This is a genomic window from Leptospira yanagawae serovar Saopaulo str. Sao Paulo = ATCC 700523 (genome assembly GCF_000332475.2).
GTDB classification, from domain to species: domain Bacteria; phylum Spirochaetota; class Leptospiria; order Leptospirales; family Leptospiraceae; genus Leptospira_A; species Leptospira_A yanagawae.
Map to the genome: position 1 here is coordinate 378,855 of NZ_AOGX02000024.1, position 15,218 is coordinate 394,072.

The 15,218-nt window shown below is 40.5% G+C and carries 14 protein-coding genes; 9 read left to right on the plus strand and 5 right to left on the minus strand.

The genetic code is table 11. The features are described 5' to 3' along the window. The first annotated feature begins 36 nt into the window (after positions 1–36). Genes LEP1GSC202_RS13500 through lpxB form a run of 5 tightly spaced genes read left to right on the plus strand, consistent with a single transcriptional unit; the run spans position 37 to position 5,359 of the window. A complete protein-coding gene (locus tag LEP1GSC202_RS13500) occupies positions 37–1,578 on the plus strand; it encodes a TolC family protein (RefSeq protein WP_015678208.1) in 1,542 nt (513 codons plus the stop codon). A gap of 24 nt (positions 1,579–1,602) precedes the next feature. Continuing rightward, complete coding sequence (locus tag LEP1GSC202_RS13505; RefSeq protein ID WP_015678166.1) at positions 1,603–3,057, plus strand: SH3 domain-containing protein; 1,455 nt, start codon at positions 1,603–1,605, stop codon at positions 3,055–3,057. A 10-nt stretch (positions 3,058–3,067) separates the two neighbouring features. Then, complete coding sequence (locus LEP1GSC202_RS13510) at positions 3,068–3,298, plus strand: FmdB family zinc ribbon protein (RefSeq protein WP_015678375.1); 231 nt, start codon at positions 3,068–3,070, stop codon at positions 3,296–3,298. 11 nt (positions 3,299–3,309) lie between these two features. Beyond that, a complete protein-coding gene (locus LEP1GSC202_RS13515; protein WP_015678115.1) occupies positions 3,310–4,176 on the plus strand; it encodes an LpxI family protein in 867 nt (288 codons plus the stop codon). Further along, positions 4,145–5,359 (plus strand): lipid-A-disaccharide synthase, encoded by a 1,215-nt coding sequence (gene lpxB / locus LEP1GSC202_RS13520; protein ID WP_015678291.1) that lies wholly within the window; start codon positions 4,145–4,147, stop codon positions 5,357–5,359. The genes LEP1GSC202_RS13515 and lpxB overlap by 32 nt, the downstream gene beginning before the upstream one ends. Here the strand turns inward: lpxB and LEP1GSC202_RS13525 are convergent. The 5 genes from LEP1GSC202_RS13525 to LEP1GSC202_RS13545 form a co-directional block, all read right to left on the minus strand. After that, complete coding sequence (locus LEP1GSC202_RS13525; protein WP_015678173.1) at positions 5,342–5,707, minus strand: hypothetical protein; 366 nt, start codon at positions 5,705–5,707, stop codon at positions 5,342–5,344. The two genes, lpxB and LEP1GSC202_RS13525, sit on opposite strands and share 18 nt — an antisense overlap. Continuing rightward, positions 5,692–7,875: an LIC_12586 family protein gene (locus LEP1GSC202_RS13530; RefSeq protein ID WP_015678279.1), complete on the minus strand. Its 2,184-nt coding sequence runs from the start codon at positions 7,873–7,875 to the stop codon at positions 5,692–5,694. The genes LEP1GSC202_RS13525 and LEP1GSC202_RS13530 overlap by 16 nt, the downstream gene beginning before the upstream one ends. Positions 7,876–7,881: 6 nt before the next feature. Then, positions 7,882–8,571 (minus strand): LIC12587 family lipoprotein, encoded by a 690-nt coding sequence (locus LEP1GSC202_RS13535; protein ID WP_015678374.1) that lies wholly within the window; start codon positions 8,569–8,571, stop codon positions 7,882–7,884. After that, complete coding sequence (locus tag LEP1GSC202_RS13540) at positions 8,571–10,586, minus strand: ATP-dependent helicase (protein ID WP_015678049.1); 2,016 nt, start codon at positions 10,584–10,586, stop codon at positions 8,571–8,573. Before LEP1GSC202_RS13540 ends, LEP1GSC202_RS13535 begins: the two co-directional genes overlap by 1 nt. Before the next feature lie 68 nt (positions 10,587–10,654). After that, positions 10,655–11,251: a glutathione S-transferase family protein gene (locus LEP1GSC202_RS13545; protein ID WP_015678180.1), complete on the minus strand. Its 597-nt coding sequence runs from the start codon at positions 11,249–11,251 to the stop codon at positions 10,655–10,657. A gap of 128 nt (positions 11,252–11,379) precedes the next feature. Between LEP1GSC202_RS13545 and LEP1GSC202_RS13550 the strand changes: the two genes are divergently transcribed. The 4 genes from LEP1GSC202_RS13550 (at position 11,380) to LEP1GSC202_RS13565 (ending at position 15,193) form a co-directional block, all read left to right on the plus strand. Then, a complete protein-coding gene (locus tag LEP1GSC202_RS13550; RefSeq protein WP_015678402.1) occupies positions 11,380–11,931 on the plus strand; it encodes an NUDIX hydrolase in 552 nt (183 codons plus the stop codon). 185 nt (positions 11,932–12,116) lie between these two features. After that, on the plus strand, positions 12,117–12,902 hold the full coding sequence (locus LEP1GSC202_RS13555) for a FecR family protein (protein ID WP_039929013.1): 786 nt from the start codon (positions 12,117–12,119) through the stop codon (positions 12,900–12,902). A 7-nt stretch (positions 12,903–12,909) separates the two neighbouring features. Next, complete coding sequence (locus LEP1GSC202_RS13560) at positions 12,910–13,890, plus strand: LBF_2017 N-terminal domain-containing protein (RefSeq protein WP_015678086.1); 981 nt, start codon at positions 12,910–12,912, stop codon at positions 13,888–13,890. Positions 13,891–13,951: 61 nt separating this feature from the next. Further along, positions 13,952–15,193: an MFS transporter gene (locus LEP1GSC202_RS13565; RefSeq protein WP_015678270.1), complete on the plus strand. Its 1,242-nt coding sequence runs from the start codon at positions 13,952–13,954 to the stop codon at positions 15,191–15,193. Positions 15,194–15,218 lie beyond the last annotated feature (25 nt).

Consider the following 15,218-nt stretch of genomic DNA (forward strand, 5'->3'; position numbering starts at 1 on the left):
ACTTTGCAGGGGAAATGAGGAGTCTGATTTAAGAGTATGGAACAACGTTCATGGGTTTCTAGTGTCATCATCCTTCTCATTTCCGTAAGTTTACTGGCTGCTGAGTCGGGAGATAAGGGTTTTTCTCTTAGCCTCCAAGAAGCAGTCCGGTATGCCATTGAAAACAACCGCGAAGTTTTGCAAGCTCGGTTGGAACTGGCAAAAGCTGATTCCAATTTGATGAAATTCGAAGCAAAGTATTCTTGGCGAGCCGTATCAAAAGCAGAAATCGACCAAAAGAGATTTCCGTTTAACCAAAACAATCTCTTCACCGGAACAAAAACCCAAACCAATACTTACAGTGCGGGTCTTGAAAAATTGTTCACAACAGGAACATATTTCAAGTTAGAAGCGAAATCACAAAGGTTCGATTCCAACGCATTTGAAAATCAGAGCCAAACTCCATCTGGGTTTACTGCATTCGGACTCCCTCCTCTATACACTGATTCCCTTTCTGTTACCATTGCCCAAGACCTTTTAAAAAATGCCTTTGGTGCCAATGAAAGGAATATGGAAAAAATCCTTGAGAACCAAACAGAAATCATGCGGGAACAAATGGAAGACCAAGTGGCAACAAAAGTCGTTTCCACGCTTGTTGACTATTGGAACTACTCAGTCAAAGAATCTGGTTACCAAACCTTTGAACAATTATTGAAGAATACAAAGAACGTCCGAGACCTAACCATCCGTAAACAAGGCCTTGGTCTGTCGGAAAGTTTTGAAGTGAACCAATGGAATGCCCTTCTCTCCCAAGTGGAAGGACAAATGGCGCAGGCAAGTGCTGAAAAAGAAGAAGCAAGACGAAAACTCATTCGTTCCCTGAACCTACCAGAAGACACTGTCTTCCAAAAGACAACTCCCCTTTCGGAAACCCTACCAGCAAAATTGGATTACCAAGCCGACATCGACTATGCTTACAAACATCGTGCTGATTTTCGTGCCTTACAAAGGAAAAAAGAAAACGCAGAACTTGCGATGAAGATGGCTAAAAATGAAGCCCTTCCTTCGTTAAAGGCAGCGGGTACTTACGGTTACCAAGCGCAAAATACAATCAGCCCACAAAACAATTACTCCGATGGACGAAATGGAGTTTTGTCTTACCAATACCCAATCATGCAAGGTTCACTAGACCTAAGTTACCCCATTATGGATAAGGGAGTGAAGGTGGGTCTACGCGATGCAGAGATCCAAAAACGCCAAGTTGCCTTAGAAGAATCTGACTTAGTCAAATCGGTTTCCGATGATGTCAAAACAAGGATTGATATCCTAAAAGCATCGTACCGTGTGATGGAAAATGCGAAACGAACCGAAGAGGAATCAAAAAAGTATTATAATGGTGTGTTACGTTCCTTCCAACAAGGAAGGTTCAATGCACTTGCCGTGAAAAATGCTTTGGACACATTGGTACAAGACCAACTTTCTCTTGTAAGAGCGAAAGTAGACTACAACATCAATTTACACCGATACTATGTGGCAAAAAATGCATTATTCGAAGAATACGGAGTCGACCGCGCCAAACTCCTTCCAGAAAATCTTTAATCAAACGAATCCGGGAGGTTCCTTTTGATACGCTCCCGAGTTTTTTTTGCTTTTGGGATAGTCTTTTCACTCGTTATTATATTTACTTATACCTTTGTTGATTTTCGGGAACGAGACGACAAAGCGTACGATTTGTACCAATCGGAATCGTATTTAAAAGTTCTAAAACTTTACAAAGAATCTGAGATACCAACAAGCGAATTGGAACTCACCATTTTATCCCAGTCCTTATCCCAATTGGAAAAACAATTGAATGGAAAGAACGGTGAAAAAGAACTTTTGCACTTCTTTCAAAAACGAAAGGATACCAAAGTCATCGAATGGGAAACCACAAGGGGAACGTATTACCACTTGGAGGACCCCTATTTTTCTCATTTAAAAAAACATGGAACCGGTTATAAAAGAGCCCTCATCACTAAAATCAGTTCCATCGTAAAACCAATCCCCAAATCAGAAGTCACCAATTACTTACTCCTCTTGATTCTAGAAGATCCAAGAGGAATGGAGGAAAGTTTCAGTGATGCACTTTCTCATTTGTTAAAGTTTCCTTTTGAGCCTATTGGAGAAATTGAAACCGGATTTTTATTACAAACCCTACAATTTTTATCGCAAGTATCAGGAACCAATTTATACCACCAAACGGCTACCATACGAGGAAAAAATGTAAACCTTAGAAGTGGTCCCGGTAGAGAAAACAGCGAAGTGGGAAAGGTAAGTGAACCAGAACCTGCCATCTGTTTAGAAGAAGATAGTGCCGAAGAAACCATTGCTGGCAACGACGGGAACTGGAAACGTTGTTACTTCCCGAACTCGCAAAAAACAGCTTGGATTTTCTCTGGATTTTTGAAAGAGACCTTGGCCGACGAAGGCCTCATCCGAGAATTTGAAAAACGATTTAAGGCTGTGGACAATGAAATCCGGATCGACTTTGAAGGTTGGGATGGAAAAAAAATCCCCCAAACCTTTTTTGGGAATTACATCCCTCGTGATTCCATCAGAGTTATGGGCGAAACAGGGTTTCCCATTTATGGATCTTCTGGAAAACAAACCCCCTCGGATCGCATTTGCAAAAAACTATCCGGAAACAAAAATTACTTTGAGTTTTCCTTTTTACCCCCCGATTCAGAAATACCGATCCCATTTATTGAAATCCATTTGCAATACAATCATTTGGAACATCTGGCATATTCCATTGCAGCAGACCAAAATTCAATTTGGGTCAATAAAAATCGATATGTCCTCGACGGCGAAAAAAGGCGAGAAAATCTGTCCTTACATATCGAGAATCGACTTGGGGACAAATGGAACGCAAGCCTTTGGAGGAGGAATACTGGCCTCATCCAATCGATACGTTCGTTTCCACTTTCAGAGTCCATCTTGGAAGCAGGAAAGTATTCTTGGGAGATTTGTTTGCCGTTGGTCAATAAACCCAACCGTGATCATGTATTATTATTTGAAGTGAGAACAGGAATTCATTAAAGGAGAGAATATGGCAACTTACGATTACCATTGCAACACATGTGGAAAAGACTTTGAGCACGTTCAATCCATGAAGGACGATGCACTAACAGAATGCCTTTGTGGACAAAAAGGATCCGTGGAACGTAGGATCTCTGCCAGTGCAGGAATCATTTTCAAAGGATCTGGTTTTTATGTAACTGACTACAAAAAAGAGAGTGCCCCTTCTTCCACTACGAGTAGCGATTCAGGAACTACGTAAAAGGAAGTCCTTTGGTCACAAAAGGTAAATTGGCAATCATCGCTGGTGGTGGCGAGCTCCCCCATATTGGAATGCAGGAAGCACTCGCTGCTGGCGAAGATCCAATTTTCCTAGGGTTAATTGAGTCTGACTTTTCTCCAAGAGGGCATGAGTCGCGGACAATTCCTGTCCACATCACCCAAGTGGGCAAAATCTTAAAGACCATCCAAAAAGAAAAAATCTCGCGTGTCTTAATGCTTGGAAAAGTAAGAAAAGACCTACTCTTCCAAAAACTCAAATTTGATCTCAAAGCCCTTTCCATTTTAGCTAAAACCATCAACCGTAACGACTACCCGATCTTCCTCGCCATCGCAGATGAATTTGAGGCCATGGGAGTAAGAGTCATTTCACAAAAAATTTATTTAAAGTCCCTTTTACTCCCAGAAGGCCGTTACACACCTAAAAAATTCACAAACCAAGAATTAAAAGACATTGTCTTTGGAATGGATTACGCTGAAAAAATGGCTGATTTGGATATCGGCCAAATGGTGGTTGTGAATGATGAATCCGTCATCGCAGTGGAAGCCGTGGAAGGCACAGATGAAACGATTCGCCGTGGTGGGCAGTACACTAAAAAAAAGGGTGATGCAGTGGTTTGCAAAAGCCCCAAGGCCAAACAAGATGAACGTTTTGACTTACCCACAATTGGCATCCACACCTTCCAAGTGATGTTAGAAAGTGGATGTAAAACATTATGCATTCGAGAAGGTGAAACACTCGTAGTGAATCCCAAAGAAGTGATTGAGTTTGCCACAAAACACAAGTTAAATTTCTGTGTCCTCGGTAAAAATGGGAGTAAGGTTCTGAATGGTAACCAAAAAAAAATCACATCGATCTAACGCGAAAAAAAACATCCTAGTCATTGCAGGAGAACATTCAGGTGATCTCATTGGTTCTGATCTTTTACAAGAACTAAGTACAATGGAACCCGATTACCACTATTACGGAATTGGTGGCGAAGGAATGATTCAAAACGGTCTTGAATCTCTAGAAGAGATGGAACATTTGAGTGTCATAGGATTTTCCGAAGCGATCAAAAAGTACAGTTATCTAAAAAAAGTATTTTATCGAGTTTTAGAAGAAACCACACAGAGACCAACCCAACTTGCCATTTTAATTGATTACCCTGGTTTTAATTTACGATTGGCAAAAGAATTAAAGAAACGGGGAATCCAAACTGTATTTTATGTTTCCCCACAAATTTGGGCTTGGAAGTTCAAACGAATCTATTTTATCAAAGAACACATTGCACTTATGCTCACATTGTTTCGTTTTGAGGAAGAGATTTACCATGAATATGGAGTGAATGCCAAGTTTGTGGGCCACCCCATCACAAAACGAATCCCAGAAAAATTAAAAAAAGAACCAGTAATTCCAGAAAAACTTCCAGATTCTCACCACGGTTACACGGTAGGTTTACTTCCAGGTTCTAGGAAAGGAGAAATTCATCGATTAGTTGATCCAATCCTTGGAACAGCAGTGTTGCTCCACGAACAATGTAAGTTAGAAAAGAAAAAAGTAGTTTTTTTATTACCAAACATCAACCAAAAAGAAGAATCATTTTTATTAGAAAAGATCAGTGCTGTAAAACAGATCCACCCTGATCTCCAAATCCATTACTTGTGGAACTCATCTCTACGTGTGATGGAAGCAAGTGACCTACTCCTCATTGCATCGGGGACGGCAACTTTGGAAGGATTGTATTTTGAAACTCCAATGGTGATTTTGTATAAGGTGAGTTTATTTACCTATTTCCTTGGATCACTTCTGATCAAATCAAAATTCATTGGCCTTGCGAATATCCTATGTGGACAGGAAGTCTGCCGTGAGATCACTCAAAATGAATGTAGGCCGGAGTACATTCTGCAAGAAGCATGGAAAATCCTTTCGAATGTAAAATTACGAAACAAAATCAAAGGGATCTTACGTGAGGCAAAAGAACGCGAACTCGGAACGATGAATGCTTCCAAAAAGGCCGCAAAAGAAATCCAATCTCTATTGAAACTAATCCCTACGGAATAAACGGACCACTCGGTTTTCCCAAGTCCCAATCCAAGACTTGGGTTTGATATCAGAATATAAAAAATAACCCTTCACTGTTTCTTCATCATATGGTCGGATCCGAATCCCAACGGAATCCAAATCCAATTCCAATCCTTCGTTTCCATCAAACAAAACCTTGGGGCCTTCTGGATCAAGATTGAGGGAATGGGTTCCATTCTCCCATTCCAATACCCATTCCCCTTTAAAATTCGGGATATTACTGAGGTTTGGAGCCCTATCAGCTGGATTTTGTTTTTCTTTACATTGGAAACAAAATACTGCCAAAAGGATGAATGAGGCCGTGAGGATTTTCATTTGATTTGACATTTGTTTTCCTCTTCCGATATGGCAAAACTCCCTCTTGTTTCCCCGAGAAGTCCATAGAGAGTCATTTGGTAGTTTCCATTTTTATTATTCCCATAACCTTTCAAATCCAATTGTTCACTTGTCACAACCACATCAGAAAGATAATCCATATCAGAATACCGGTTGAGCGAAAATTCAATATCAAAAGGTTTTTTAAATGCCAAATGGTCAATATTGCCTTTGGAGATGAGATCCCCATCTTTTAAATTCACTCCAAATAATTTCAAAGTATAAGATGTCCTTGCATCCTTATGCAGCATATAATAATCACTTCCAATGCTATTGAAACTATAATCCAAATTGACTTGGTTTGGTTTCCATTCGGTCCCACATACGATCATCCATGGATCAGACCACGGGTATTCTTTTAAAATCAGGTTAAAACTAAAATTTGGAGTTTTACTCGCAAAATACGAAACAACCGAAAGTTTGGAATCCGCATTTCCAAGTCCCAAATTCAAACTAAACCTACCATCTTTCACAACCAAATTTCCTTTGGATTCTCCCAAGGAAGTAGACCCTTGGTAGGCAAAAAAGTTTGTGATATGAATGCTCAAATCAAAATTCATTGATTCCAAGAAGTATTTATACAGTTTTGTTTGGTAAAAGTATTCTTCTGGTATGAGTTTCTCTTGGCGTTCCCGTATTTCTTCGAGAGTATCTTTTTTCCAATCTTCATAAAGGGGTTTCCAATCATTGGCAGTGAGTTCCGTTGACTGGAACTTCATTTTTGTTTTGGAAGACATGGGGTAATAAAAAGTCCCATCTGTTTTTTTGGAACGACTGAAATCCGCAGATCCAAAGCCTACAAGATGAGAAGGTTTCCCAAAGGTTTCCGAATCTATACTGAGTTCCCATTCATTATTTGGTTTCCATTTGAGATTCAGTTTTCCATTTTCCAAAGAAAGTAGAGAGGACGCGAGTTTCAATTCACTTCCCTTCACTTCCCCCGTGATCGAAAACCATTTGTTTTTATCACCCGTTTCTTTGACTTCTACATTTCCATGAAGTTCACCAAACAATGGAAAGCGGAAAAGGCCCGATATGTCTGTGATATGTTCAAAAATATCTTCTAATTCTGTAATTTGAAATTCCAGTTTCCTATGCAATAAGGTCTCTTTTCCAAATACTGTTGCCACTTGGGATTTGATTTGGAATTCGTTCCCTAAAAATTCTCTTTCTTCTAACTCTTTCGTAAAATGGAATTTTTCTCGAAAACGAAAACCTTCTAATAAATAATTTTCAAAAAAAGGAAGTATGATGAAGGAATTTTCAAATTCCAAGTCTCCATCAATCACAAAACCAGCATTTGGCGAAGAAGAAATTTTGCCTTCCCCAGTGAGTACGGCCGACTGCACCTGCGATCCAAACAAATAATTGGTTAAAAGGATGGCTTCTTCCGAAGGAAAGTTTTTCCAAAAAAATTCAAATTGAAAATCATCTAAATTGGATTCGGAAAAATAACCTTCCCCTTTCACTCGCGTTGTATTCGGAACCCAAAACCAACCATTATTGTATTTTACAAACAAACGTTTATTTTTACGAACCAGATCAATGTCCCAACCTTCCTTCCAATCAACCAAAGTGGTATCAGCTTGTTTCACTGTAAGTTTTGCATCGTGAAAACGAATGTCTTTTAGTTTACTGGTTTGGGCATAAGAAATGAGTCGGTCTCGTAAACCTCGATCATCATTTAACACCAGTTGTGGGCTATAAAAATCGATTCGTTCAACGGTGGGAGAGTCTTTGAAATAACTGGATAAGCGAAATGTAACCTTTTTCACTTTCAGCATATGGTCGTTAAACGAGAAGTCTTCTTCGTTAGAAACGACCAAATCTTCGATAATCAGTCCTTCACGTAGGGAAAAATCTAAAACCCCAATATCAACTGCCTTCCCTAATTCTTGGTTGATGGTAGTTGCGACAACTTTCCGAAGTTTGACCAAGGGGATACGGTAATTGCGGAGGTAAAATTCTAATCCATAATAGAAGAGAACAAAAAGGAAAAATACAAAACCAAGGGCTAAAAATGAAAATAGAACCCGTTTGTTTTCACGGATTCTATTGAGTACGATTTCTAAATTTTGTTTCCACTGATGGAAACGATGAGTCGCAAAAAAACGTTCCAAAAAATCTTAGAGTTTGCCCTCCGGCTGTAACACTTCTAAACATTCCTTTTGGATGGACCTTAAGGTTTCGTTATTTGGAAACTCTTCGAGTCCAAGGTTTGCCACTTGTAATCCTTTTTGGTAAAAACCTGTGTTTTTGTATTCAAATCCCATTTTGAGATAGGTTTTCGCTGCAGTCTCGTAATAGAACTCGTCTTTTTTCTGGTTCCCTTTTGTGTAGGTTTTTGTAAGGGTCGCTAGTGCTGGGTAGTATTCCCTTTCCGCAACAAGAGACTGTACGACGAGTTTTTTACGTTCCATCAGGTTCGTATTTTTATCGAGTTTTTCGGATTGGTTGAGGAACTGAATGGCTTTGCTGTATTCATTTTTCCCAATGTATGCCTTTCCCATTGCCAAATTCCACTCAGACAATTGGACAGGATTTGCCTTTGCTTGGTTGACTTGGTTTAAAGTGGAGATCGTGTCTTCATAACGACCTAAATCGAGTAATAATTTTCCTTTTTTGATGATGAGTTTGTCGCGAGACTCGTCAGATAGTGTAGAGGATTTGAGATCAGCATCGATTGCTTCGATTTGGGCCAAATGAGACCCTGTATTGATTTTGGAAACTCCTGTGCGGATGGTTTCCTTGTTTGATGCGCAATTTTCAAATGCCACTACCAACAATAGGAGGGTGAGTGGGAGAATCGATTTCATTAGCCTACCTTTAGTTTGTCTAATTCCTCTAAGAAATTCTTAGTTTCTGTGTCTCTATCCTTTGTTTCCATAGGGAAAAAAAGAACAGCGTCCTGAGACAGCTCGTTTAAAAACCGAGAGGGGGCACTCTCGATTTGCTCCCCAAATTTGCGTCGTGTACGAGCCGAAGTCAAGTACAATTTTCGTCTTGGGCGAGTCATACCCACGTAGAGAAGGCGTCGTTCTTCATCGACCACTTCCCCTTCTTCTTCTATAACACGTGAGTTCGGTAAAATTCCCTCTTCCAGTCCCACTAAAAATACTAAATCGTATTCGAGACCCTTGGACTGGTGCATCGTGAGGAGTTGCACCCGTCTGTCTTCCTCATCTTCCTTAGGTTCGTCTTCCATGAGAAGGACCAACCTTTGCAAAAAATCGAAAATGGTGGCTTTTCCTTCTCTGCCCTCTTCTTCCTCAAAAAAGGACAACATATTTACGAGTTCACTTAGGTTGTAGATCCGGGCTTTCACCACCTTCTCTTCGGACTCTTCCATGGAAATTTCCCGCTCAAACCCGATTTGGGTGATCATTTCCCTGAGAACGGGAGCCAGTTTTGGGGACATCGCAAACTTCTTTTTGAAGGCATCTACCATTTCCACAAATTGGTAAATTTCTTGCCTCACCTTAGCTTTTACTTCGGGCAAATAGTCAGGACTCTCGATCATTTTATGGAAGATTTCATAAAGAGAAAGTTTGTAGATAAATGCTTCTTCTTGGAGTTTTTGCATGGTCCCGGGTCCAATCCCACGTTTGGGGTAATTGATGATCCGAAGTAGAGAGTAATCATCTTTTGGGTTGGCCACATAACGAAGGTAAGAGATACAATCACGGATTTCCTTTCGGTCAAAGAAATTATAACCACCGACTACCTTATAGGGAATGCTACGGTTACGGAGTTCTTCTTCAAATGGACGGGATTGGAAATTGGTGCGAAAGAGGATGGCAATTTCTTTCCCTTTAAATTCATTTTTGATGAGGAGTGTTTGGATCCTACCTGCGACAAAAATGGCTTCTTCTCTTTCATCAGCAGTTTCATAGTATTCCACTCGTTCTGCGGAAGGGATCCGGCTGTATAAGGTTTTTTCTTTGCGGCCTTTATTGTTTTGGATGAGTGAGTTTGCCGCTTGGATGATGAGGGAAGTGGAACGATAGTTTTCAAGGAGCCTTACCACCTTTGCATGAGGGAATTCCCTTTCAAAATTTAGGATGAGTTGGACGTTGGATCCACGGAAGGCATAGATACTTTGGTCATCATCCCCTACCACACAAAGGTTATCACTTTTTCCGCGAAATAAGGATAAAAACTCATACTGGAGTTGGTTTGTATCTTGGAACTCATCCACAAGAAAGTATTCGTGTTTTCTTTGGTAATACGCAGCAATTTCTGGGAATTCAGCTAACAGACGTTTTGGCAATAAAATTAAATCATCAAAATCAATGGCATTTTTTTCTTTTAAGCCGTCCTCATACATCGAAAAAAGCTCTGCCGCTACGAGATCAAATTCACCCGTTAGGCCATTGTCCGCTGGATGGACTTGTGTGTTTTTCGCATACGAAATCCGCCGTAATATTTCCCTGGGTGGGACTTTTTTGGGGTCGAGTCGTTTGGATTTTAATAGGTCGGAAACAAAGGCTTCTTGGTCTGTCCCATTGAAGAGTAAAAAGGTTTCATTATAACCTAGTTTTGTGATGTGTTCTTTTAAGATTTTTAAGCCTAACGAATGAAAGGTGGAGAGCGTAATCCCTTTCAGTTTTTCCCGAGGCACCATCTTCCGAAGGCGTTCCGCCATCTCTTTTGCACTTTTATTGGTAAACGATAGGGCTACAATTTTACCTGCTGGGATTTTCACCCCTTCGACCATATGTGCGATGCGATTGGTGATGACCCTTGTTTTCCCCGACCCCGCCCCTGCGAAAACAAGAAGGGGTCCTTGGATGGTGGAAACTGCTTCCATTTGTGCCGCATTCAATTTCATAGGGGGTCCGGTAAGGGACATAATCCAGCGAAATCAAATGGGGTCGAGTGAAAAACGTCTACTCCTTCCTACTTCGGAGCGGTTTCCATCCATGATTTGTTTGGTCCGTGGAAATTGAGAAAATTCACAAAAATCTCCTCTTCCAAAATCGGTAATACGGATCGGAATCGGATCCAATCGAGGGTGGTGTAAAGTGCTATTTCTGATAAACCAACTTTCCCATCGGAGAAGAAAAAATTACCAGTTAACTCGCGTTTGATGTAATCTAAAATGGAACTGATTCGTAATGCATTTTTCGTTAAATAAGGGGCTGCATCGGGCCCAATCCCTTCCTTGTTCAGATAAAACAAAAGGATGGCATTGTCTAGAGCTTGGTCAATAGCAGTGAGCAGGTTTGCTTCGCGGAAAAAATGTCCACCCTCTTTTGGTCTGAAGTTTCCATGTCCCTTTGTGGAAAGGATGTAGTCTGTGATGGTATGGCTATCCCAAATCTTCACATCTCCAGACTCTAAGTATGGCACTTTCCAAAGGGGATTTTTTTCTCTCAGTTCTTTTTGGCCTAATTCCGTCATTGTGTCTACCAACTGAAAGGGAATTCCCAGTTCCAAACAAAGGAAACGGATCCGTCTGACATACGGGGAAGTGATGCTACCATATAATTTCATAAGGAAAGGATTTCAAACAATGCGTTTGGAAGCAAGGAGTTAGAGTTTCCATTCCAAAAAAAGGGTGGTAATTTCAATCTCACGAACCAACCTGATGGGAGAATGAAACCTACAGGAATGCATCCGCTTTGAAAGAACGTAAGAATTGGAAAGACTTATTCCCAACTCCCATTTATACTTTGGCATCATTTGATATCAAACTCCCAAGGGTTGATCTCGAAAAAACCTATTATGTTTTAAAATCTAAAAATTGGGTGAATGTTGTACCCATCACAAAAACAGGTGAAATTTTACTCATCAAACAATACCGGCATGGGATTGGTGAGGAGAGTTTAGAAATCCCAGGTGGCATCGTAGATGATGATGGACCAGAAGCTGAATTTGAATCCGTGGTGCGAGAACTCAGAGAAGAAACTGGATATGCAACCGATCCATCAAAGATTCGATTGTTATCGAAGTTTTCTGGTAACCCAGCCATGTTCACCAATTGGTCTTACTCGTATGTGGCTTATGATGTTGAGCCCATCCATGATGTGGAATTTGATGAAGGGGAAGACATTGAAATTGTCCTGAAGACACCTAACGAAGTCAAACAATTGTTACGCGAAGGAGCCATCCACCACCCCCATATGGCAGCGGCACTTGGATTTTATTTTTTATTTGAAAAAAGTGGAACCTAACTTCGATAAGATAAATTTTTGGCCAATTCACGGCATTGGGATTGTGAGAAATACAAAGAGTTCGGTATCCATCCATCAATTCTTTAGATGATTCGAATGGATTGATGGGATTCCTCGTTTAGAAAAATCCCCAAGATTTTGCGAAATCGCTGGAAATTTAAACAGAAGTTTGTGAGAGTATGAATATGAGAAAGTCCATACGAACAAGCCTAGTACTTATCATAATGATCTGCCAATTTCCATTGATGGCAGAAGCAGATGCGGGATTGGAACCCATTACCATCACCGTACAAAAAGGAGAAACCCTGTCTCTCATTTCAGAACGACACCTCTCCGATCCGAAACGTTGGCCAGAATTGTTGAAATACAATAAAATTCCAAATCCTGACTTAATCAAACCAGGTTTGTCACTTGTGGTTCCTGTTTTCCTTCGTAAGGCCGTTGTCGGTGTGACTGAATTTGTCATCGGACAAGTGGAATGGAATGGGACCGGAGGCAAAGGCCCTTGGGTTCCTCTCAAACTAGGACAAGAACTCCACCCAAATGACCAAATCAAAACAAGTGGAAAAGGAAAAACGGACATCCATATCAACCAAGTGGGTATGGTTCGCATCTTAAACAATAGCCATTTTGAAGTGAAAGGCGAAGATAAAAAAGGTGGTCCTGTGACTGTGGCGCTTTTCAAAGGTAGCCTAGATGCAAAGGTAACAAAATCTGACCCGCCATCTGCCAATCATAAGTTTAATATTGTAAGCCCCTCTTCCACAGCGGGAGTTCGCGGAACAGAATTCCGAGTGGAACTAGATGAAAAGCTGAGTTCTACCATTTCTTGTTTTGAAGGTGTTGTGGATGTGAATGCACAAGGGAAAACTGTTGAACTCACACAAGGGATGGCAACGTTTGTGGAAAAAGGTAAATCCCCTGTCCAGCCGTATAAAATTCCAGAAGCTCCTAGGATCAAAGAAGAATAAAAGGGATATGAAACAAAAACTAATTTTCATTGTTACATTTTGTTTATTGGTTTTGAGTTCTTTGGATTCCAAACCAAAAAGGGAACTGAGGATTTTAATCGATGCGGAAGCTGATGCCAATTTTGAATTGGAACTTTGGCAAGAAAAACCAAGTGAAACAGAAGCTTCCATTGCACCGAAACCTCCAGAAGTGATCCAGTTCAAAGGCAATAGAATCACTGTTACTCCGAAAGATGATTTTGAATACTTTCGTGTGCGACGGTTAGGTGAGTATGGTGCAAAAGGATTTTGGACGCAAGTGTTTTCAACAAATGTGGACCCAGGTTCTCCCCTTTCTGTACCAAAAGAGTTTGTGACAAAAAAAACCATCGAACCGAAACCCATTCCCAAAAAAGTAGTGAGTGTTATCTCTAACGATAGTTTTGTGATAGTAAAAGAAAAAGAAGAGGTTCGTTACCTAACAAAGGACACAATTACGGTTTCACCAATTGACGATGCCTCTGGCATTGCCGAGGTTCGATACCGTATCAATGATGGACAGTGGAATTCAGCAAAATCACTCACTTCGATTCCATTTACCGAAGAAGGTGATTATAAACTTTTGTATTTTTCCGTAGACAAAGCGGGAAACAAGGAAGCGGTTCAAATCTTAGATTTTATCCGCGATACAAAACCACCAACTTCAAAAGTGGAATGGATTGGTCCAATTGCAAAAGGAAAAGGGAATGTAAATTTTTTATCTCCTGATTCTAAAATCCGATTGGTAGGGAGTGACAATCGCAGTGGACTGAAAGACATTTTTTATTCTACGACATGCCAATCAGGGAAACAATCTGAATTTAAACTGTTTTCAGTCGATCTATCGATATTGGATTTTAAAACAGAATGTAAAGGTTCCTTCCAAATTTTCTATTATGCCGTTGACCAAGTGGGAAATGAAGAACCAGTGAAATCTTTACAGTTCCAATTAGGAAGTGAATCGAATTAGTCAATTTACGGAATTTGTGAATTGCCCCTAGTTTTTTTAAGGAAACTCTGGCCAAATAGAGATGAAAAAAAATCTTTCTTTGGCCATTTTCCAACATAGAGACTTTCGATTTTTTATCGTAGCTCGTTTTTTTATGGTCCTTGCGATCAATATCCAAGCAACCATTGTTGGTTGGCAAGTTTACGAACTGACTGGCAGTGTTCTCGATTTAGGCCTCGTTGGTTTATTTGAGGCAATTCCATCCATCCTTGTTGCTCTTTATGCGGGCCACCTAGCAGATCTTAGAGACCGCCGCAATATCATTGTGATTTGTTTATTTTTTTTGCTTTTATGTTCTTTGGCTTTATTTGCCTTCACCGGACCTCTCCATTTCCTTTTGGATGCATACAAAGCCTATCCTATCTTCTTTGTGATTTTAGTTTCGGGGATTGCGCGTGGCTTTATTTCACCTGCTATTTTTAGTTTTGTGACCCAACTCGTACCAAGGGAACATTATCCACATTCAGCTGCCTGGATGGGAACTTCCTTCCAAGCAGGTGCTGTCATTGGTCCTGCAATAGGAGGAATCATATACGGAAGTCTTGGAATTGAATGGGCATACGGACTGGATTCCATTTGTATAGGACTTCCCTTTTTATTATTTTTTTGGATTCGCAAACGAAGTTTGCCGGAACGAAAAGAAAAAGAAGCATTAAAGGATAGTTTACTAAAAGGTCTCCGTTTTGTTTTAAAAAACGAAATCATGTTAGGTGCCATGGCGTTGGATATGTTTGCTGTATTATTTGGAGGAGCAGTTGCCCTTCTCCCAGTTTTTGCCAAAGACATTTTATTTGTGGGATCAGAGGGACTCGGGATCTTACGAGCGGCCCCTTCTATTGGAGCCCTCCTGATGGCATACTACCTTACTTACAAACCGCCTCTTGAAAAATCAGGAAGGGTTCTTTTATCCTGTGTATTTGGTTTTGGTATTTGTATGTTGGTTTTTGGCCTTTCCACATCCTTTTATTTGTCTCTCTTTGCTCTTTTTCTGTCAGGTGTATTTGACAGTGTTTCCGTTGTCGTACGCTCCACCATTATGCAAACCATGACACCTGAAGAGATGCGGGGGCGTGTGAGTGCCATCAACAAAGTTTTCATTGGTTCTTCGAATGAAATTGGTGCATTTGAATCTGGGGTTTCGGCAAAACTTCTGGGAACGGTTGGGTCCGTTGTTTTTGGAGCAACAATGACAGTTCTGATTGTGCTCTTTACATACCGAATGGCACCCAAACTAAAAGAACTTGAACTTAAAAACTGGGTTTAAAAGTGCTTGGAAATTCTCATTTCCA

What these genes read in the sequence shown, in the direction of transcription:
- LEP1GSC202_RS13565 (WP_015678270.1), top strand. Translation starts at nt 13,952, where the DNA reads ATGAAAAAAAATCTTTCTTTGGCCATTTTCCAACATAGAGACTTTCGA.
- LEP1GSC202_RS13560 (WP_015678086.1), top strand. Translation starts at nt 12,910, where the DNA reads ATGAAACAAAAACTAATTTTCATTGTTACATTTTGTTTATTGGTTTTG.
- LEP1GSC202_RS13510 (WP_015678375.1), top strand. Translation starts at nt 3,068, where the DNA reads ATGGCAACTTACGATTACCATTGCAACACATGTGGAAAAGACTTTGAG.
- LEP1GSC202_RS13540 (WP_015678049.1), bottom strand. Translation starts at nt 10,586, where the DNA reads ATGAAATTGAATGCGGCACAAATGGAAGCAGTTTCCACCATCCAAGGA.
- LEP1GSC202_RS13535 (WP_015678374.1), bottom strand. Translation starts at nt 8,571, where the DNA reads ATGAAATCGATTCTCCCACTCACCCTCCTATTGTTGGTAGTGGCATTT.
- LEP1GSC202_RS13555 (WP_039929013.1), top strand. Translation starts at nt 12,117, where the DNA reads ATGAGAAAGTCCATACGAACAAGCCTAGTACTTATCATAATGATCTGC.
- lpxB (WP_015678291.1), top strand. Translation starts at nt 4,145, where the DNA reads ATGGTAACCAAAAAAAAATCACATCGATCTAACGCGAAAAAAAACATC.
- LEP1GSC202_RS13525 (WP_015678173.1), bottom strand. Translation starts at nt 5,707, where the DNA reads ATGTCAAATCAAATGAAAATCCTCACGGCCTCATTCATCCTTTTGGCA.
- LEP1GSC202_RS13545 (WP_015678180.1), bottom strand. Translation starts at nt 11,251, where the DNA reads ATGAAATTATATGGTAGCATCACTTCCCCGTATGTCAGACGGATCCGT.
- LEP1GSC202_RS13500 (WP_015678208.1), top strand. Translation starts at nt 37, where the DNA reads ATGGAACAACGTTCATGGGTTTCTAGTGTCATCATCCTTCTCATTTCC.